Below are 20,176 nucleotides of genomic sequence, written 5' to 3'. Positions count from 1 at the left end.
TGTAAAGCATTCTTTCCAGACCCTTCTTACTGCCAATTCTGGACAGCCATCACGCTTCTTTAATACTCAAACTGAGGTCAACGTCAGAAGGACACCTGTTATGCGAACCCCGTACTGCGTCGCTGATTACCTGCTGGACCGACTTACAGATTGTGGTGCCGACCATCTGTTTGGCGTGCCGGGCGACTATAACCTGCAGTTTCTCGACCATGTGATCGACAGCCCGGATATCTGCTGGGTGGGCTGTGCAAACGAGCTGAACGCCGCTTACGCTGCTGATGGATACGCCCGATGTAAAGGCTTTGCCGCACTGCTGACGACATTCGGCGTCGGGGAGTTAAGTGCCATGAACGGTGTGGCGGGCAGTTTCGCGGAGTATGTGCCGGTGCTGCACATTGTGGGTGCGCCAGGTATGGCGTCACAACAACGCGGGGAGCTGTTACACCACACATTAGGTGACGGTGAGTTCCGCCATTTTTACCATATGAGTGAACCCATCACCGTCGCTCAGGCGGTGCTGACTGAGCAAAACGCCTGCTACGAAATCGACCGTGTACTGACCACTATGCTGCGGGAACGCCGTCCAGGGTATCTGATGTTGCCTGCTGATGTGGCAAAAAAAGCCGCCACACCGCCTGTAAGCGCTCTCACTTATAAGCCTGCCCACGCCGACGATGCCTGTCTGAAGGCATTTCGCGACGCCGCCCAGGCCCGGCTGGCTACCAGTAAACGCACAGCGTTATTAGCGGATTTTCTGGTGCTTCGCCATGGCCTGAAACAGGCCCTTCAGAAGTGGGTAAAAGAGGTGCCAATGGCGCACGCCACCATGCTAATGGGCAAAGGAATTTTTGACGAACGGCAGGATGGTTTTTACGGCACGTACAGCGGTTCCGCGAGCGTTGCGTCGGCAAAAGAGGCAATCGAAGGCGCGGATACGGTGTTATGTATCGGAACGCGATTTACCGATACCCTGACCGCCGGGTTTACCCACCAGCTCACACCAGCCCAGACGATTGAAGTACAGCCCTATGCTGCACGCGTGGGCGATATCTGGTTTACGGGTATTCCTATGCTTCAGGCGATTGAGACGCTGGCAGAACTGTGCAAACAGCATGTGCACAATATTCCTGCTCCCTCTGCGCACCGTGGTTTTGCTTTTCCTTCTCAGGAAGGCTCGCTCACACAGGAGAGCTTCTGGAGCACGCTGCAAACCTTTATCCGGCCCGGTGATATTATCCTCGCCGATCAAGGCACCTCCGCTTTTGGCGCAATCGATCTTCGTTTACCTGCGGAGGTGAATTTTATCGTCCAGCCGCTCTGGGGTTCAATTGGTTACACGCTGGCGGCGGCCTTTGGCGCGCAAACAGCCTGCCCGAACCGGCGCGTTATTGTGCTCACGGGGGACGGTGCAGCACAGCTCACCATTCAGGAAATGGGCTCCATGCTGCGCGATAAACAGCATCCTGTCATTCTGGTGCTCAATAATGAAGGGTATACGGTCGAAAGGGCGATCCACGGACCGGAACAGCGCTATAACGATATCGCACTCTGGAACTGGACCCGCATCCCGCAGGCACTCAGCCTGGAGCCTCAGGCCGAATGCTGGCGAGTCAGTGAAACAGAACAACTGGCGGAGGTGCTGGAAAAAGTGGCGCACCACGAGCGGCTTTCGCTCATTGAGGTGATGCTGCCGAAAGCCGATATTCCGCCGCTTCTGGGGGCGATTACCAAAGCGCTGGAGGCGCGTAATAACGCCTGATTATTTATCATTTCGCCATGCCATCAACATCGGTTTGCCCGCCAGCAGAAGCCAGGCGGGCAACATCACGATGCACAGCAGCGGCAACAGCGTGGTATCAGGGACCACCACCGCCGCCATAAACAGGCTCAGCCAGGCATCACGCGTTACCACCAGTACCAGCCCCAGAATCGAGCAGGAGACGGTTATGGCTGCGGGTACAGCATCAACATGCTCATGCAGCATCAGCCCCAACGCGACGCCGACAAACACCGCCGGGAAGATGCGACCTCCACGGAAGCCACACGCCGCAGCGACTACTAAAGCTGCAAGTTTTACCAGCGCAAACAGCAGATAATCGGAGACGCTAAAGACCTGGCTGAACGCCAGCTGTTGCATCTCGTCAAGGCCTTTAAACAGCGTTACCGTTCCGCCGATCGCCCCTAAAATACCCAGGATAAACCCCCCGACCCCCAGAATCAGCACCGGGTGTTTCATTTTATGCATCAGACGATGCAGGCGAGGGAGACACCATACCGCGACCATCCCCAGCGCGATGGCGATGGCGACCACAATCGCGCCACTGAAAATATCGGCTATCTGCATTTGGCCGTAGTGGGGAAGGGAGAGTGAAAAATGGGGATGGAAAAACAGGCTGGTGGTGAGTGAGCCTGCGGCGGCGGCCATCAGTGGCGCAAAGAGCTTGTCCCAGAGTGGCACGTCGTTATCACTGCTGAGCGTCTGGGAAAAGATTAGAGCGGCAGCAACGGGTGTGCCAAACAGCGCCCCGATGGTCCCCGCTGACGCCAGAATCGTCCAGTCCAGCGCGCCGACGCGAGGGAAAATACGCGAGCCGAGAAACACCGCGAGAGCAATATTTACCGCCATAATCGGATGCTCCGGCCCCAGGCTGACGCCTCCCGCCAGACCCACAATCAACGCGATAAGTAGCCCCGGCAGAGCTGAGGGATTAACGGGTGCGCCAATCAACGGTTCCCGCGCGGGATCGGGACCCGCATGGCCTGGGCTAAAGCGAATCACCAGGCCTACGACAACGCCGGTCAACGTCAGCATCAAAATGATCCATGCGGGAGAATCGACACTGACGCCGAGTTGTGCCGGAAGTGCAGCCCATAGCATTGTCTGCAGCACCGACGCGACTTTCATCACGACGATAAGCACCAGGCTTGAGGCAATGCCAATTATTAACGCCGGAATTGCCAGCAACAGCATGGTTCTGGCTCGCGGGTGGAGCATGATGATTTCCTTGTACAAAACGGTCTGACGTTACTTTGCACAATCAGCTTTATGGCAATAGTGCAAAAGGTGCTGAAACGGTAAAGTTATTCTGTGACGAAGATCGATAATCCTGGGGCATTCACCTTCCGGTCGTTGTTGTTATCACGCCTTGAATTTACAGTGTCCCAAAGATTTATTCTGACTTTAGCGGAGCAGTAGAAGAATGACAAAGTATGCTTTGGTAGGTGATGTGGGCGGCACCAACGCGCGTCTTGCATTATGCGATGTAAATACCGGTGAAATTTCTCAGGCGAAAACCTATTCAGGGCTGGATTACCCAAGCCTGGAAGCTGTTGTTCGTGTCTATCTGGAAGAGCATAAGGTCAGTGTCGAAGACGGCTGTATCGCGATTGCCTGCCCGATTACCGGCGACTGGGTGGCGATGACCAACCACACCTGGGCATTTTCCATTGCAGAGATGCAGAAGAATCTCGGTTTTGCGCATCTTGAGATCATTAATGACTTCACTGCGGTTTCCATGGCGATCCCGATGCTCAAGCCTGAGCACCTGATCCAGTTTGGCGGTACAGCGCCGGTTGAAGGCAAACCGATTGCTGTGTACGGTGCTGGGACGGGGCTGGGCGTATCGCATCTGGTTCATGTCGATAAGCGCTGGGTGAGCCTGCCGGGCGAGGGTGGCCACGTGGATTTTGCGCCGAACAGTGAAGAAGAAGGCATCATCCTCGAAGAGTTACGTGCTGAGATTGGCCACGTGTCTGCCGAGCGTGTACTTTCCGGTCCGGGGCTGGTGAACCTGTACCGCGCGATTGTGAAATCTGACGGCCGACTGCCGGAAAACCTGCAGCCGAAGGACGTTACCGAACGCGCGCTGGCCGATAGCTGCATCGACTGCCGTCGCGCGCTGTCTCTGTTCTGCGTGATCATGGGACGTTTCGGCGGCAACCTGGCGCTGAATCTCAGCACCTTCGGTGGCGTCTATATCGCGGGGGGCATTGTGCCGCGCTTCCTCGACTTCTTTAAAGCGTCTGGTTTCCGCGGCGGGTTCGAAGATAAAGGACGTTTCAGAAGTTACGTACAGGACATCCCGGTTTACCTGATTGTTCATGATAATCCAGGCCTGCTGGGTTCCGGCGCACATCTTCGCCAGATGCTGGGTCAGATCCTTTGATATTCACCCCCCTCTCCTGCGGGAGAGGGGGCCTCACAGGTGCATCAACTGGCGAAACTCTTTCACTTTGCTGCGGCTGACCGGCACCTGAAAATCGAGATCCTTCAGACGCAAAATATAGGTATTGTTAAACCAGGGTTCGATCTCGCGGATCTTATTCAAATTCACGCAAAATGAGCGGTGACAGCGGAAGAAGTGTGCGGCCGGTAGTTTGCTGCAAAACTCAGTAATGTTCATCGCCATCACATAAGATTCACGACGTGTATAGACAAACGTCATTTTTTCGTGCGCTTCGGCATAGTAGATATCGTCGATGGGCGTCACGATAATCCGCTCATCTTTGACCAGATTAATGGTGTCGTTTTCACGTACTGCCGGGCTCGTGTTCACCGGGGTTGCCTGGTGCTGCCAGGCTGCCTCCAGCTTTTGCAACATGCTGACAATTCGCGACTCCTGGTAAGGTTTCAGAATATAGTCAAACGCTTCCAGCTCGAACGCTTCCACGGCGTGCTCTTTCCAGGCCGTGACGAACACAATAAACGGTTTATGGGCAAACTGGTTGATATTTTGTGCCAGCAGCACGCCGTCCAGTGAAGGGATATTGATATCCAGAAAAATAGCGTCGACCCGGTTATGCTGCAGAAATTTCAGTACGTCCAGACCGTCGTCAAAGGTGCCTACAATCTCCATCTGGCTATGCGTTTTAATAAGCCAGCTCAGCTCCTGTTGAGCCAGAATTTCATCTTCTACAATGATGACTTTCATCTTTTACTCCGGCCTACGGCAATAAAGACAGGGGGGCATGAACAGAGGTTCGTTCATTCGGAACATAAAACGCAATTTCGGTTCCCGGCTCAAGGCGGTGAATATGCAGCCCGTCGCCATAGAGCAGTTTTACCCGGTGGTGCACATTCAGCAGCCCAATCTTATTGCCCGGCATTTCGTTTGATTCAACGCGTTCAATGACTTTCGGGTCAATGCCATGGCCTGTATCGCGCACCGCAATGCGCACGCGGTTCCCGCTTTCGGTCACGCTGATGGTGACCACGCCTTTGCCTTTACACGGCTGAATGCCGTGAACAATCGCGTTTTCGACCAGCGGCTGAATAAGCAGGCTCGGGATCACGCAGTTGACCTCTTCGTCAATATCGTAAATGACCGTGAGTTTGTCGCCAAAGCGCGCCTGCTCAATCGCGATGTAATCTTTAATCTGATAAAGCTCTTTTTTAATATCGATCTGCTCGTCGTCTTTCAGCTCAATGTTGTAGCGCAGATAGCGCGACAGATTAAAAATCAGCTGGCGAGCGGTGTCTGGATTCAGGCGAATCGACGATGAAATGGCATTCAGCGCGTTAAACAGGAAATGGGGATTAATTTTACTTTGCAGCGCACGTAGCTCTGCCTTATTTGCCATCTCCCGCAGTTGCTCCGCGCGGGAAACTTCCAGCTGAGTAGAGATAATCTGCGACAGCCCAATGGCCATTTCCTGAAGTGACGACGTGATCTGGTGCGCGTGGCAGTAGTAAATCTTCAGCGTACCGGTCACTACGCCTTTCTCCCACAGCGGGATCACCAGCATGGAGTGGATTTCAGGCGTTCTGTAGGCTTCATCATTGTTTTTAATGATGATTTTACCGTAGTTGATCGCCTGTCGTGTGGTCGGGCTGACGGTGTCATCGTTATCGCGATAGTTATGCTCACCCACGCCAACGTAGGCCAGCACGTGGTCGATATTGGTAATGGCGACTGCGTCGGCATGAATATCGCGGCGGATAATATCGCAGACCTGGCGCAAAGATTCTGCGTTTACATGGCGGAACAGCGGCAGCGTTTTGTTGGCAATATCGAGTGCCAGCTTGGCCTGACGCGCGGCGCTGGCCTCTTTTTCCCCTTCAACGCTTTGTACCAGCAGTACGATAAAACCGATACAGACGCTACCGAGGATCATCGGGATACCGATTTTGGAGACGATATCCAGGCCCAGCGCCGTGGACGGTGCCCAGAGCACCACCAGGATCATGGTCAGGGTTTCGCACACCATGCCCGCAATGATCCCTGCGCGCCAGTGCTGCTTCTTCGGGATCTTGCGGTTAATCCAGCCGGAAAGGACCCCGGCGATAATACTGGTGATAAAGCACGGGATGGCCGTTACGCCGCCAATATCAATCAGATAGCGGTGCGTGCCCGCAATCAGCCCGGTGATAACACCGACCCACGGGCCGAATAATATCCCGCCGGACATCACAGCGATAATGCGCACGTTAACCAGCGAGCCTTCTACCGGTACGCCGGACCAGGTGCTGAACAGTGCAAACATCGAAAAGATGGCTGTCACGGCCAGCAGCTCTTTTGGCGAGTGTGCAGACTTATGAAGAAGCTCGCGGAACAGGCGAATGCGAATGAGGAAGAACAAGCAGATCAGCATTAACGCCGCGCGGTCGAACACCGCCAGCAGCATATCGAATATTTCGTGCACAACAGAACCTGGGAAAGCGGGAAAAAACCATGATAAAAAACCTGACGCCGGAAGACCAGCTATCTGTCTGGATTATCAAATGAGGAAAAACCCTGCCTTTCAAAGGGGATGGTTGGCTTTTTTACTGAAAGAGGGGCAGTTTCGCTCAACCAGCGGAATGCAAGTAACTGTAATGATATCATAATGTTAAATAACAGGTGTTTTTTAATGCCTTTCAGCGTAAAGGTTCCGCTTTTAACCGCAGCACATTTCCCGTTTTAGGGTGAAATCTTTTTTTTGGTTTCCCTCTCGACAGCACCTTTTTTTTCAGGTTATTTTCTAAACACGCCACATTGGTGGCAGCGTCGCTCGGACGGTCCGGGCGCTAACGTGAATCTGAGGAATCTATGGCTGAATTCAGTCCTGAACGCCGTTTTACGCGTATCGATCGTCTCCCCCCTTATGTTTTCAATATCACTGCTGAACTGAAAATGGCTGCGCGTCGGCGCGGCGAAGACATTATCGACTTCAGCATGGGTAACCCTGACGGCCCTACACCACCGCATATCGTCGAGAAATTGTGTACGGTTGCCCAGCGTCCCGATACGCATGGCTACTCAACCTCTCGCGGCATTCCTCGTTTACGTCGTGCGATCTCTCGCTGGTATCAGGAGCGTTATCAGGTGGATATCGATCCCGAAAGCGAAGCGATTGTTACCATCGGTTCGAAAGAGGGCCTGGCCCACCTGATGCTGGCTACGCTGGATCATGGCGATACCGTGCTGGTGCCAAATCCAAGCTACCCGATCCATATTTACGGTGCGGTGATTGCCGGTGCGCAGGTTCGTTCTGTGCCGCTGGTGGAAGGCGTTGATTTCTTTAACGAACTGGAACGCGCAATTCGTGAAAGCTACCCGAAACCGAAGATGATGATCCTCGGCTTCCCGTCAAACCCGACGGCCCAGTGTGTGGAACTCGATTTCTTTGAGAAAGTGGTTGCGCTGGCAAAACGTTACGACGTGCTGGTAGTTCACGATCTCGCCTACGCCGATATTGTTTATGACGGCTGGGAAGCGCCCTCCATCATGCAGGTTCCGGGCGCGCGCGATGTGGCGGTAGAGTTCTTTACGCTCTCGAAAAGCTACAACATGGCAGGCTGGCGTATTGGTTTTATGGTCGGTAACAAAACGCTGGTGAATGCGCTGGCGCGTATTAAGAGCTATCACGACTACGGCACATTCACACCGCTGCAGGTGGCTGCAATTGCCGCCCTGGAAGGTGACCAGCAGTGTGTGAAGGATATTGCCGCACAGTATAAACGCCGTCGCGATGTTCTGGTAAAAGGGTTGCATGAAGCGGGCTGGATGGTGGAAATGCCAAAAGCATCCATGTACGTCTGGGCGAAGATCCCTGAACCTTACGCGGCAATGGGCTCACTGGAGTTTGCCAAAAAACTGCTGCAGGACGCGAAAGTGTGCGTCTCTCCGGGCATTGGCTTTGGTGATTACGGTGATACCCATGTGCGCTTTGCGCTGATTGAAAACAGCGACCGCATCCGCCAGGCGGTAAGGGGAATCAAAAGCATGTTCCGCGCTGACGGGCTGCTATCGTCGTCAGCGGCGAAATCCACTGCCGAACAACCGTGACGTAAAGATCATAAAAAAACAGGCGCGAATAGCGCCTGTTTTTTTTACTGCATATCTTTGCTAGATCATCAGGGCAAAGGTTCCGGCCCAGACTAAAACAATCACCGAAATGCCCATAAAGAAATATTTCACGTTTCATCGCTCCGCGTATCTTGTGGTACGCATAAAAAAACAGAGTCCACCTGAGTATAGAGAGTTGAAATCGCGTTAAGCGGGAAATAGGAATTGTCCCGTTACGTCACCGACTCCAGCTCAGAATTCTGTGCTTTCCTGTTGCCAGACGGCGCTAATGTACGCTTAAAAAAGAAGGGTGACAAGAGGTGATTTTTTAAATAATTTCCGAGACTTACGAGTGTCGTGGAACGGCGACAGTTTGATTTCAGGACGTAATAAATTTGCTTTGAGCGAAGGGGAGGGAAACAGTAACCCGACGTAATGACAGGTGATTGAAAAGGTTAGTTTCTTAGCGAAACTAACCTTCGGAAAGGCTTAGATATAGAGCGAGGATTCGCCAATCGGGCGAGTTTTAAAGCGGCGGTGCATCCACAGATACTGTTCAGGTGCACGCATAATTTCTGTTTCGATCACTTTGTTAATGAAGGCGGCGGCTTCGCATTCGTTTTCCGGGTAGTTCGCCATCTCAGGTGAAATGTGCAGGCGGTAACCGGATTTATCCGCTTTTCTCACCATAGTGACAGTCAGCATCGTTGCGCCAGACAGGCGTGAAATCACAAACGTGCCGTTGGTTGTGGCGACATTCTGTACCGCAAAGAAGGGGGCAAAACTGCTGCCTTTGCGCCCGTAATCCTGATCCGGCGCAAACCAGACGGCTTCGCCTTTCTTCAGGGCACCCACCATGCCGCGCAGGTTATTACGGCTGATCATCGCCTTATTGGAGCGCATACGACCGCGCGTTTGTACCCACTCCATCAGCGGACTGTTGTGCGGACGATAGGTTGCCATCATCGGCTGGCAAAGGCCCATCACGCGGCCACCCAGTTCCAGTGACATAAAGTGAACTCCGACAACCATAACGCCACGATTTTGCATCTGGGCACGTCTCAGGTTATCCAGACCTTCAACGTCAAACCATTTACGGACACGCTCATCTGGCCAGAACCACGCCATGCCTGTTTCCAGCAGTGCCATACCGATAGATTTAAAGTTTTCTGAAATCAGCTTCTCACGCTGTTCCGCATTGTATTGCGGAAAGCAAAGCTCAAGATTTTTACGGGCTATAGATTCACGACGTTTAAGGAAGTGACGCGATGCGCTACCAAGTTTTGAACCCAGCACACGAAGCACAGGGTAGGGTAGTTGAACCAGCAGCCAAAGCACGCCAAGACCAAACCATGTAAACCAGTAACGCGGATGCAAAAATGCGCGTTCGAAATTGGATTGAGACAAAATAGTGAAACCTATGTAAAGCCGGTGAAAGTAACGCATATTGCGATACCACGTGCCAATTAGACCGTAGGACAAGGTCATGGTTGCAGGCTTTACCGATCTTTACGGCGTTACCTGGCCATTGCTGACGTTGGGTGGGCGGCATAATGTAGCACCGTTACTGATTATGTGCTATCGATCGTTTTTGACTAAAAAAGCGGCAGGTACGGAGGTGATTGATTTATAGGGTAAAAGATGAGCTTCAGAAAAGAAATTCAAGGAGTGCTGGTGTCCCCTGCAGGAATCGAACCTGCAACTAGCCCTTAGGAGGGGCTCGTTATATCCATTTAACTAAGGGGACGAGGCGGCAAGAGTATAGCGTTATTTACACTTTGCGTTAAGCGTATCGCCGCCTGACTGCTCAAAGAGTCACCATTCAGGCCGATTTTTTTGCAGCTTTATCATCACTTTCCTGTGCTTTAAGCTCGGCCTTACGCTTGTTAGACATATCGTTGCGGATCTGTGCATGGCTCAGAAGAGCGAAGATAAAGGTTCCGCCGCAAATATTCCCTGCGAGGGTAGGAAGGGCGAAAGGCCAGAAAAAATCGCTCCAGTGCAGTGTGCCGTTAAAGACCAGATACAGTATTTCAACCGTACCGACCACGATGTGTGTCGTGTCGGCCAGCGCAATTAGCCACGTCATCAAAATGATCACCACTATCTTTGCGCTGCCTGCGGAGGGGAACATCCACACCATGGTGGCAATGATCCAGCCGGAGATAATGGCATTTGAGAACATTTCGAGAGGCGTATTTTTCATCACGTCCATACCGATTTTCACAAATGCATCCCGTGTGGGTTCATCAAAAATCGGCATATATTCAAAAGCCCATGCCGCGACCCCCGTACCGATGAGATTCCCCAACAGCACGACGCTCCACAGACGCATCAGTAAACCGAAGTTTCCGAGGGTAGGGTTTTGCATGACGGGCAGAACGGCCGTCACGGTGTTTTCTGTGAACAGTTGCTGGCGGGCCATAATGACGATGATAAAGCCGAAGGTGTAGCCAAGGTTCTCCAGTAAAAATCCCCCCGGTACGCCCTCAAGCTGAACGTGAAATATCCCTTTTGCCAGCAGGGAAGCGCCCATCGACAGGCCGGCTGCAATAGCGGACCACAACAGCGCCATCGCATCACGCTCCATCTCTTTTTCACCATCCTGACGAATGTGCTCATGAATGGCCATGGCACGCGAAGGGAGGCGGTCCTCATCTATTTCTATCTTCTCGCCGCGATCCTTTTCCTCACTCTCAATTTCATGTTCCTCATTCCTCTCGCCAATTTTTTCTTCGTTAACGTCTTTCATAACCACTCCGGCAGAAAATCTTTCTATTAAGCGTAGCGGCTTTTGATGGAATCCCCGTGGGGATGCTCTTAAATTGGCGTGAATGGCAACAAAGGTGATACATCTCCTTCAAAGCCATTATAAAATTGCCAGCGAAACGAATTCTTAAAGTCAGGCTATGCTGAGATCAGCGTGACGGTGTTTTCCGTCTGTAACTGTACTCATAGACATCGTGAAACGTGCTGTTACAATCACTTGCACGTTTTGAGACGGAGCGTCAGGCGCTCCGTTACGGATGGCAATCAACGATAGCCATACTGAACAGGGAGATATTTATGAAACTTCGGCTGTCGGCGCTTGCGCTGGGCGCAACGATGCTTGTGGGCTGCGCCAGCTCTGGAGAGCAAACGGGACGCTCCGATCCTCTCGAAGGATTTAACCGTTCAATGTATAGCTTCAACTATAACGTGCTGGACCCTTACGTGGTTCGTCCGGTGGCAGTTGCCTGGCGCGATTACGTTCCCCAACCTGCGCGCAACGGGCTGAGCAATTTCACCAGTAACCTGGAAGAGCCTGCGGTGATGGTGAACTTTTTCCTGCAGGGCGATCCGTATCAGGGCATGGTGCATTTCACCCGCTTCTTCCTGAACTCACTGCTGGGGATGGGCGGCTTTATTGACGTCGCCGGTATGGCGAACCCGAAACTTCAGCGTGAACAGCCGCACCGTTTCGGCAGCACGTTAGGGCACTATGGCGTGGGGTATGGCCCTTATGTACACCTGCCATTCTACGGTAGCTTCACCGTGCGTGATGACGGGGGGGATATGGTGGATACACTTTATCCGGTGCTGTCGTGGCTGACCTGGCCGCTGTCGATTGGGAAATGGACGGTGGAGGGTATCGAGACCCGAGCACAGTTGCTCGACTCCGACGGCCTGCTGCGTCAGTCTTCTGACCCGTATATCATGGTGCGTGAAGCCTACTTCCAGAACCATGACTTTATTGCCAATGGCGGCAAGCTGAAGCCGGAAGACAATCCGAACGCGAAGGCAATCGAAAACGAATTAAAAGATATCGATTCGGAATAAACAAAAAAGGTGAGCGATGCTCACCTTTTTTAATGCCCGCGTGATTAGAACGCGTAGTTGAAGTTCGTACCGAACAGCCAGGCTTTACCTTCAGAGGTAAACTCGTAAGGGCCTTCCTGGAACGTCACTTTCTGACCGTGCATATAAGAGACGCCCGCATCGATTGATGCATTCTCGTTGAAAGCGTAGGTTGCACCAGCACTCAACCAGAAGCGGTCCTGATCCGGAATGGAGATGGAACGCTTGTCAGCCGGAACCGGGCTGTCATCAAATGCGATACCGGTACGGAACGTCCAGTTATCATCCATATAGTAGGTTGTACCCAGCGCAATACGGTAGGCGTCGTGGAAACTTTCGTCCTTATAGAACAGCGTCTGGCCGTTGTTGCCAGTTGCTTTCAGCTCCTGGAACTGGCTCCAACTGGTGTATGCCAGGCTATAGTGAATGGCCCACTGTGGCGCGACGCGGTTGTAACCGGAGACTTCCCACATTTCTGGCAGATGCAGTGACAGTGAACCTGGTACGGTTTGGCCGGACGTCCCCCATGGGATTGTCGTGCCTGCGCCTGGAACCATGCCGTTTACCGGGCTCAGGATGCCGCTTTTGTAATCGCCATCGAAATCAATTTTGACTTCTGAGCGATAGGTCAGACCCCAGCGGTTATTTTTGTCCAGCTCATAGAGAATACCTGCGTTCCAGCCGTAACCCCATTCATCGCCTTTGAGGCTGGCGATTTTACTGCTGTTTTTCGGCAGTGCAGCTGTTTGTTCACCGGAATAACGCTCGATTTTTGCATCAGCGTAGACGGCATCAAAGCCCAGACCAAAGCTCCAGTTATCGTTAAGACGATACGCACCGCTCAGGTTAAGGTTCAGCGTCGTAAGATCGGTTTTACCGCCGTATTCACCCGCCGGATAGTTACTGTTGAACTCCGTAGCCAGGCCATAGTTAGAGGTTACGGAGGCACCCCAACCAAATTGCTCATTGATAGGGGCGACGAAGTGCAGGTTAGGAACCCACGCGGTTGGCGCAATATTATCCGCTTTCAGGCTTGCGCCAGTGAATGGCGACTTACCCGAAATGTTGACATCTGGATCGATATAAACAGCACCGGCGGAGAAAGTCGGGCGATCAAACATCATGATCAGTGCAGGGTTACGACTCGCGTTACCTGCATCATCAGCAATTGCACCTTCCCCGGAATACGCACGGCCAAGGCCAGAGGAAGAAAATTCGTTTAACTGGAAGCCCGCTGACCAGGCGGACGTTGAGACGATTGCCACTGCAACTGCTAACGCAGTCTTTTTGAACAGGGTTTTCTGGCTCATGACCATAACCTCATTGAGTTATTTTTATTCAATAATTGTTACATACCGTAACAGGAGCGCGAAGTGTAGGGTCTGTGGTATTACATACAAATCAGACCAGTGGCGTGAGTATAGGTCTGACCAGCTAGAATGTTGCAAGTTTGTTTATTAATATTTTCAGAGATGTTTCTTGAAACGAGATCTGGTTGGCAAAATTGTGACCATCACTGCTCACCCAAAAAGGTGAATTTTGTTTTAGATCATTTTTTAGTGTGATATTGGTCACTTATCCGATTTTGCCTCATTAACGGCTGGAGGGAGCCAGCGTCGGGGCGTAAAATATCAGCATCGTGTTTATCTCGCGCCACGCGCGAATACAGAGGAAATTGAGCTATGAGTAAATGCAGTGCTGATGAAACCCCGGTTTGCTGCTGTATGGATGTTGGCACCATTATGGACAACACCGATTGCACCGCCTCTTACAGTCGTGTGTTCACTGACCGCGCTGAAGCGGAAGAAACCCTGGCCGCGCTGAGCAAACGTGCGCGCGACGTTGAATCCGATCCGTGTGAAATCAAGTCCACCTTCACCGAAGTGGAAGGCGGTGTGAAGCTGTATATCGACTTTGTATTCGCCTGTGAAGCCGAAACGCTGATTTTCCAGTTAGGCCTGCGTTAATCCTTTTTGCCCGGCGGCGCTTCGCTTGCACGGGCCTACGATCGTGTAGGCCGGGTAAGGCAACGCCTCCACCCGGCAACAAACCGCACAAATGCCTCTGCCATGCAGGGGCATTTTCTTTTTCTTCTCTGTGTCTTAGCTCGCACTTTTTCGTTTCCCCGATTGGCTCAATGTAAAAAAATGGTTAAGACTGTTATCAGGTCAGACCACTTTATATGTGTGAAAAAATTTTACAGGGGAGTGTTATGAGTCAGGCATTACCGCTTATCACCCGACAAGGTGACCGCATTGCCATTGTTAGCGGCCTGCGCACGCCGTTTGCACGCCAGGCGACCGCCTTTCACGGCGTCCCGGCTATCGATCTGGGGAAAATGGTGGTGGGGGAGATGCTGGCTCGCAGCGAAATACCACCAGAGGTCATTGAGCAACTGGTCTTTGGCCAGGTGGTTCAAATGCCGGAAGCGCCAAATATCGCGCGTGAAATTGTCCTCGGCACGGGAATGAATGTCCACACCGATGCCTACAGCGTCAGCCGCGCCTGTGCGACCAGCTTCCAGGCGGTGGCGAACGTAGCGGAAAGTCTGATGGCAGGCACGATCCGCGCCGGGATCGCCGGCGGGGCGGACTCCTCCTCAGTGTTGCCTATAGGCGTCAGTAAAAAGCTGGCGCGCATCCTGGTGGACGCCAACAAAGCCCGCACGACCGGACAGAAACTCAAACTCTTCTCTCGTTTACGCTTGCGCGATCTCATGCCTGTTCCCCCTGCGGTGGCTGAATATTCCACCGGCCTGCGTATGGGTGACACCGCTGAGCAGATGGCGAAAACCTATGGCATCACACGTGAGCAGCAGGATGCGCTGGCGCATCGCTCGCATCAGTTCGCCGCAAAAGCCTGGTCGGAAGGCAAACTGGCCGATGAGGTGATGACCGCCTACATTCCGCCTTATCGCGAACCGCTCGCGGAGGATAACAATATCCGCGGCACCTCGACGCTGGCAGATTACGCAAAACTGCGTCCGGCGTTTGACCGCAAGCACGGCACCGTCACGGCGGCCAACAGTACGCCACTGACGGACGGGGCTGCCGCTGTGATCCTGATGACAGAGTCCCGCGCGAAAGAGCTGGGCATCAAACCGCTGGGCTATCTGCGCAGCTACGCCTTTACGGCGATTGACGTCTGGCAGGATATGCTGTTGGGGCCTGCCTGGTCAACGCCGCTGGCGCTGGAGCGCGCGGGGCTGACCCTTTCTGATATAACCCTGATTGACATGCACGAAGCCTTTGCCGCGCAGACGCTGGCTAACCTGCAATTGCTGGCAAGCGAACGTTTTGCGCGCGATGTTCTTGGCCGCGCTCACGCCACCGGAGAGGTGGACGAGAGCAAGTTTAACGTGCTGGGCGGCTCGATCGCCTACGGTCACCCGTTTGCAGCAACAGGCGCGCGTATGATCACGCAAACATTACACGAGTTACGTCGCCGTGGCGGCGGATTTGGTCTCGTCACCGCCTGTGCGGCGGGCGGTCTGGGCGCGGCTATGGTTCTGGAGGCTGAATAATGGATATGCCATCTGCGTTTAATTTGACGGTTCGCCTCGATAACGTTGCCGTTATCACTATTGATGTGCCGGATGAAAAGATGAATACCCTGAAGGCCGAATTTGGCGTTCAGGTGCGCGGGATGTTAAAGCAGATCCGCGAGAACAAAGCGATTCGGGGTCTGGTCTTTATCTCAGCCAAGCCGGATAACTTTATTGCCGGGGCGGACATTAACATGATCGCCCGTGCGCAAAGCGCGCAGGAAGCCGAAGATCTGGCGCGTCAGGGGCAGCAGGTGATGGCGGAGATCCATGCGCTGTCGATTCCGGTTATCGCGGCAATCCACGGCGCGTGTCTGGGCGGGGGGCTGGAGCTTGCGCTGGCCTGCCATAGCCGCATTTGTACTGACGATGCCAAAACCGTGCTGGGCTTGCCGGAAGTGCAGTTAGGGCTGTTGCCAGGCTCTGGCGGAACGCAGCGGCTGCCGCGTCTGGTGGGCGTCAGCACGGCGCTGGAGATGATCTTAACCGGTAAACAACTTCGCCCTCGTCAGGCTCTGAAAGCAGGGCTGGTAGACGAGGTGGTTCCGCATTCGATTTTGCTGGAGGCCGCCGTTGAGCTGGCGCTGAAAGGCCGTCAGGCCAAACGTCCTTTGCCGGTGCGCGAGCGCATTCTGGCCGGGCCACTGGGGCGAGCCCTGCTGTTCCGGATGGTCGGCCAAAAAACCGAACAAAAAACCAAAGGCAACTATCCGGCGGCAAAGCGAATTCTTGAGGTTATCGAAACCGGGTTATCTCAGGGCAGCAGCAGCGGTTATGCCGCAGAAGCAAAAGCCTTTGGCGAACTGGCGATGACCCCGCAGTCTCAGGCGCTGCGCAGCATTTTCTTTGCCAGCACTGAGGTGAAAAAAGATCCGGGAAGCGAAGCTGAACCTGCGCCGCTGCATGCCGTTGGGGTGCTGGGTGGGGGCTTGATGGGCGGCGGGATCGCATTTGTAACCGCCAGCAAAGGCAAGTTGCCCGTGCGAATCAAAGACATTAGCCCAAAAGGGATCAACCATGCGCTGCAGTACAGCTGGCAAAACCTTGATCAAAAGGTCAAGCGCCGCCATATCAAGGCAAGCGAACGAGATAAGACCCTGGCGATGATTACCGGCACCACGGATTACAGTGGTTTTGCACATCGCGATCTGGTTATCGAAGCGGTATTTGAAGATCTGGCGCTCAAGCAGCAGATGGTGGCGGACGTTGAACAGCACTGTGCGCCGCACACTATTTTTGCCTCAAATACGTCTTCATTACCGATTGGCGACATCGCGGCGAAAGCCGCACGACCGGAGCAGGTGATTGGCCTGCACTTCTTTAGCCCGGTCGAAAAGATGCCGCTGGTGGAAGTGATACCGCACGCCACGACCAGCCCGCGAACCGTTGCCACCGTGGTAAAGCTCGCGAAAAAGCAGGGCAAAACGCCAGTCGTGGTAGCGGACAAAGCGGGCTTTTACGTCAACCGGATTCTGGCACCGTATATCAACGAGGCGATGCGGCTGTTGACGGAAGGGGAGAAGATCGAACACGTCGATGAGGCGCTGGTAAAGTTTGGTTTCCCTGTTGGCCCAATCCAACTTTTGGATGAGGTAGGAATAGACACCGGCACTAAAATTATACCTGTGCTGGAAGCCGCTTACGGCGATCGTTTTAGCCCGCCTGCAAACATTGTTTCCGCAATTTTGAAGGACGATCGCAAAGGCAGAAAAAATGAACGCGGTTTCTATCTTTACGCTGCAAAAGGGCGTAAAAGCAAGAAACAGGTCGACCCTTCGGTTTATGGGCTTATTTCGGCCACTGGTCAGGGAAAACTGTCGGCGGTTCAGTGTGCTGAGCGCTGTGTCATGATGATGCTTAACGAGGCGGCTCGCTGCTTTGGTGAGCAGGTTGTCAAAAGCGCGCGCGATGGCGACATCGGCGCTGTGTTTGGTATTGGTTTCCCGCCGTTTCTTGGCGGCCCGTTCCGTTACATGGATTCCCTCGGGGCGGGTGAAGTGGTTGCGATCCTGCAACGTCTTGCCACGCAGTACGGTCCACGGTTTACACCGTGTGATGAATTATTGCAGATGGCGGAACGGGGCCAGACATTTTGGCCTGCAAGGGAAACTGTCCTCGTAAGCTGAGGTCAAAGAAGGGTAAATTCTGAGGTGAATGAACCTGTTCTGGCGAATTTGTAAACAGAGATTGACTATACTTACGCCATTGAGGTAAAAAACAGCGTTTCATTCACCGAATGGATCAGGCACAATGCCCGGCCATCGGGTTTTCTACCTCGCAGCGGTAAACGCAGGTCGTCAACGCCGGTGATTCTGGTTAACAAAAGCGGTGCAATATGCAAGTTTTTATCATGCGTCACGGCGACGCGGCACTCGATGCCGCCAGTGACTCAGTACGTCCTTTGACAGTCTGTGGCTGCGACGAATCCCGTCAGATGGCTACCTGGCTTAAAGGTCAAAAAGTGGACATTGAACGCGTTCTGGTGAGTCCGTTCCTGCGTGCAGAACAGACGCTGGATGTGGTCGGGGAGTGTATGAACCTGCCAGACAACGCAGATGTACTCCCTGAACTCACACCGTGTGGTGATGTCGGTCTTGTGAGTGCCTATCTCCAGGCGCTGTGCAACGAAGGTGTCGCTTCCGTGCTGGTTATCTCTCACCTGCCACTGGTTGGCTACCTGGTGTCTGAACTGTGCCCTGGCGAAACGCCACCGATGTTCACCACGTCCGCCATTGCCAACGTCACCCTCGACGAAACCGGCAAAGGGGTCTTCAACTGGCAAATGAGCCCATGCAACCTGAAGATGGCAAAAGCGATCTGACGTGACGTGTGATCCAGCGGGATGCAGCGATTTGCCTCCCGCTGTTCTGTCAGAGCAACTCAGGCGGCTGCCACTCCTCAACTTCAATCAACACCAGCAATGCGGCATCTCCGCCGTACTCTTTCGGTGCCTGATGAAAAGCCATCACGTGTGGATGCTGAGCCAGCCACAGCGGCGTCTGTTGCTTAAGAATATGTTTACCGTGGCCATGCATCACGCAGGCGCAAAACACATGTTCGCGGCGACAGGCGGCAATCAACGCGCCCAGCTCCTGTTTCGCCTGCATCTGCGTTAAGCCATGCAGGTCGAGAAACAGCTCTGGCGAATAATCGCCACGGCGTAACTTTTTCAGTTCGAAATGGCTGACGTCTTCCCGTACGTACTTCACGGCCCCCTGTGTATTAAGCAGCGGCTGAAATTCGTCTGAAAAATAGTGGCTGTTATCCGCCTGCTCCTGAAGCAGACGTTTGACCGGTACTTCGGTGATTTTTTTGCGCAGCGGGCGGTGGACAATGGTGTCCTGTTTGATTTGACGCGTCCCGGTCATGAGCTGTCGGAAGAGCGCCTGATCCTCCTCATTAAGCGTGGTTTTCTTTTTCATTAGTCCGTCTCATCTCTTATTTCCCTCAGTGTACCTGACTAAACGCATTTTTTAACCTCAAGCGGTACGCGTCATTGCTGATTTATCCCCGTCTTCATGGCAAACTAGCCGCCGAAAATTATGCGAGCATGCCCTGGAGGAAAGAGTGGATAAAATTTTTGTCGATGAAGCAGTAAACGAGCTGCATACCATACAGGACATGTTGCGCTGGTCGGTAAGCCGCTTCAGCGCCGCGAATATCTGGTACGGGCACGGTACTGATAACCCGTGGGATGAGGCGGTCCAGCTGGTGCTGCCGTCTCTCTATCTGCCGCTGGATATCCCGGAAGACATGCGCACCGCGCGCCTGACCTCCAGCGAAAAACACCGCATTGTTGAGCGCGTGATCCGCCGCGTGAACGAACGCATTCCGGTTGCCTATCTGACCAACAAAGCCTGGTTCTGCGGCCACGAGTTCTACGTCGATGAACGCGTGCTGGTGCCGCGCTCCCCGATTGGCGAGCTGATTAACAACCACTTTGAAGGCCTGATTAACCATCAGCCGCAGCACATTCTCGATATGTGTACCGGCAGCGGCTGTATCGCAATTGCCTGCGCTTACGCCTTCCCGGAAGCGGAGGTGGACGCGGTGGATATCTCTACCGATGCGCTGGCCGTGACCGAGCACAACATCGAAGAGCACGGGCTGATCCACCACGTCACGCCAATCCGTTCTGACCTGTTCCGTGACTTGCCAACCCTGCAATACGATCTGATTGTGACTAATCCGCCTTACGTCGATGCGGAAGACATGTCCGATCTGCCAAACGAATATCGCCACGAGCCGGAGCTGGGGCTGGCGTCAGGGTCTGACGGCCTGAAACTGACGCGCCGTATTCTGGCCTGCGCGCCGGATTATCTGACCGATGACGGCGTTCTGATTTGTGAAGTGGGTAACAGCATGGTACATCTGATAGAGCAGTACCCGGATGTGCCGTTCACCTGGCTTGAGTTCGATAACGGCGGTGACGGCGTCTTTATGCTGACTAAAGCGCAGCTTCTCGACGCGCGCGAACACTTCAGTATCTATAAAGATTAATCCAGCGGGCTTCGGCCCGTTTCACAAC

The 20,176-nt window shown here is 53.5% G+C and carries 17 protein-coding genes and 1 tRNA gene; 9 read left to right on the top strand and 9 right to left on the bottom strand.

All coding sequences use genetic code 11. The annotated features are described in order from the left end of the window. Positions 1-100 precede the first annotated feature (100 nt). A complete protein-coding gene (gene ipdC / locus EoCCA6_RS05125; RefSeq protein ID WP_152081762.1) occupies positions 101-1,759 on the top strand; it encodes an indolepyruvate decarboxylase in 1,659 nt (552 codons plus the stop codon). On the opposite strand, the gene EoCCA6_RS05120 is transcribed toward ipdC, so the two are convergent. Continuing rightward, positions 1,760-2,995 (bottom strand): ion channel protein, encoded by a 1,236-nt coding sequence (locus tag EoCCA6_RS05120; protein WP_152081761.1) that lies wholly within the window; start codon positions 2,993-2,995, stop codon positions 1,760-1,762. A 205-nt stretch (positions 2,996-3,200) separates the two neighbouring features. Here EoCCA6_RS05120 and glk point away from each other — a divergent pair, with 205 nt between their 5' ends. Continuing rightward, positions 3,201-4,166 (top strand): glucokinase, encoded by a 966-nt coding sequence (gene glk, locus EoCCA6_RS05115; protein WP_152081760.1) that lies wholly within the window; start codon positions 3,201-3,203, stop codon positions 4,164-4,166. Between the two features lie 33 nt (positions 4,167-4,199). Here the strand turns inward: glk and EoCCA6_RS05110 are convergent, their stop codons facing one another. Both EoCCA6_RS05110 and EoCCA6_RS05105 read right to left on the bottom strand, forming a co-directional pair. Next, the gene (locus EoCCA6_RS05110) at positions 4,200-4,931 is read right to left on the bottom strand and encodes a LytR/AlgR family response regulator transcription factor (RefSeq protein ID WP_152081759.1); all 732 of its coding nucleotides are present in this window, start codon (positions 4,929-4,931) and stop codon (positions 4,200-4,202) included. Between the two features lie 13 nt (positions 4,932-4,944). Next, positions 4,945-6,642, bottom strand: coding sequence for a sensor histidine kinase (locus EoCCA6_RS05105; protein ID WP_152081758.1), 1,698 nt, complete (start codon positions 6,640-6,642; stop codon positions 4,945-4,947). A 386-nt stretch (positions 6,643-7,028) separates the two neighbouring features. On the opposite strand from EoCCA6_RS05105, the gene alaC reads away from it, so the two are divergent. Further along, complete coding sequence (gene alaC, locus EoCCA6_RS05100; RefSeq protein WP_152081757.1) at positions 7,029-8,267, top strand: alanine transaminase; 1,239 nt, start codon at positions 7,029-7,031, stop codon at positions 8,265-8,267. A gap of 60 nt (positions 8,268-8,327) precedes the next feature. Here the strand turns inward: alaC and ypdK are convergent, their stop codons facing one another. The 4 genes from ypdK to EoCCA6_RS05080 form a co-directional block, all read right to left on the bottom strand. Further along, positions 8,328-8,399 carry a membrane protein YpdK gene (gene ypdK, locus EoCCA6_RS05095; protein ID WP_099458937.1) on the bottom strand — a complete coding sequence of 24 codons (72 nt, stop codon included), beginning with the start codon at positions 8,397-8,399 and terminating at the stop codon, positions 8,328-8,330. A 357-nt stretch (positions 8,400-8,756) separates the two neighbouring features. Beyond that, positions 8,757-9,713, bottom strand: coding sequence for a kdo(2)-lipid IV(A) palmitoleoyltransferase (gene lpxP, locus EoCCA6_RS05090; RefSeq protein WP_152081756.1), 957 nt, complete (start codon positions 9,711-9,713; stop codon positions 8,757-8,759). Positions 9,714-9,939: 226 nt separating this feature from the next. After that, positions 9,940-10,014, bottom strand: a tRNA-Arg gene (locus EoCCA6_RS05085). A 75-nt stretch (positions 10,015-10,089) separates the two neighbouring features. After that, positions 10,090-11,019 carry a formate/nitrite transporter family protein gene (locus tag EoCCA6_RS05080; RefSeq protein WP_152081755.1) on the bottom strand — a complete coding sequence of 310 codons (930 nt, stop codon included), beginning with the start codon at positions 11,017-11,019 and terminating at the stop codon, positions 10,090-10,092. A 314-nt stretch (positions 11,020-11,333) separates the two neighbouring features. On the opposite strand from EoCCA6_RS05080, the gene mlaA reads away from it, so the two are divergent. Continuing rightward, the gene (gene mlaA / locus EoCCA6_RS05075; RefSeq protein ID WP_152081754.1) at positions 11,334-12,086 is read left to right on the top strand and encodes a phospholipid-binding lipoprotein MlaA; all 753 of its coding nucleotides are present in this window, start codon (positions 11,334-11,336) and stop codon (positions 12,084-12,086) included. 44 nt (positions 12,087-12,130) lie between these two features. On the opposite strand, the gene fadL is transcribed toward mlaA, so the two are convergent. After that, a complete protein-coding gene (fadL, locus tag EoCCA6_RS05070) occupies positions 12,131-13,414 on the bottom strand; it encodes a long-chain fatty acid transporter FadL (RefSeq protein ID WP_152081753.1) in 1,284 nt (427 codons plus the stop codon). Positions 13,415-13,786: 372 nt separating this feature from the next. Here fadL and EoCCA6_RS05065 point away from each other — a divergent pair, with 372 nt between their 5' ends. The 4 genes from EoCCA6_RS05065 (at position 13,787) to sixA (ending at position 18,469) form a co-directional block, all read left to right on the top strand. Continuing rightward, on the top strand, positions 13,787-14,071 hold the full coding sequence (locus tag EoCCA6_RS05065; RefSeq protein ID WP_152081752.1) for a YfcZ/YiiS family protein: 285 nt from the start codon (positions 13,787-13,789) through the stop codon (positions 14,069-14,071). A gap of 245 nt (positions 14,072-14,316) precedes the next feature. Beyond that, on the top strand, positions 14,317-15,627 hold the full coding sequence (gene fadI / locus EoCCA6_RS05060) for an acetyl-CoA C-acyltransferase FadI (RefSeq protein ID WP_152081751.1): 1,311 nt from the start codon (positions 14,317-14,319) through the stop codon (positions 15,625-15,627). Next, on the top strand, positions 15,627-17,774 hold the full coding sequence (fadJ, locus tag EoCCA6_RS05055) for a fatty acid oxidation complex subunit alpha FadJ (protein ID WP_152081750.1): 2,148 nt from the start codon (positions 15,627-15,629) through the stop codon (positions 17,772-17,774). Before fadI ends, fadJ begins: the two co-directional genes overlap by 1 nt. Before the next feature lie 209 nt (positions 17,775-17,983). Further along, the gene (gene sixA / locus EoCCA6_RS05050; protein WP_152081749.1) at positions 17,984-18,469 is read left to right on the top strand and encodes a phosphohistidine phosphatase SixA; all 486 of its coding nucleotides are present in this window, start codon (positions 17,984-17,986) and stop codon (positions 18,467-18,469) included. A gap of 49 nt (positions 18,470-18,518) precedes the next feature. Here sixA and smrB read toward each other — a convergent pair whose 3' ends face one another. After that, positions 18,519-19,070: an endonuclease SmrB gene (gene smrB, locus EoCCA6_RS05045; protein ID WP_152081748.1), complete on the bottom strand. Its 552-nt coding sequence runs from the start codon at positions 19,068-19,070 to the stop codon at positions 18,519-18,521. A 145-nt stretch (positions 19,071-19,215) separates the two neighbouring features. Between smrB and prmB the strand changes: the two genes are divergently transcribed. Beyond that, on the top strand, positions 19,216-20,148 hold the full coding sequence (prmB, locus tag EoCCA6_RS05040) for a 50S ribosomal protein L3 N(5)-glutamine methyltransferase (RefSeq protein ID WP_023312578.1): 933 nt from the start codon (positions 19,216-19,218) through the stop codon (positions 20,146-20,148). The last annotated feature ends 28 nt before the right edge of the window (positions 20,149-20,176 follow it).

The organism is Enterobacter oligotrophicus (genome assembly GCF_009176645.1).
GTDB lineage: Bacteria > Pseudomonadota > Gammaproteobacteria > Enterobacterales > Enterobacteriaceae > Enterobacter > Enterobacter oligotrophicus.
This window is presented reverse-complemented; position numbering and strand designations above follow the sequence as displayed.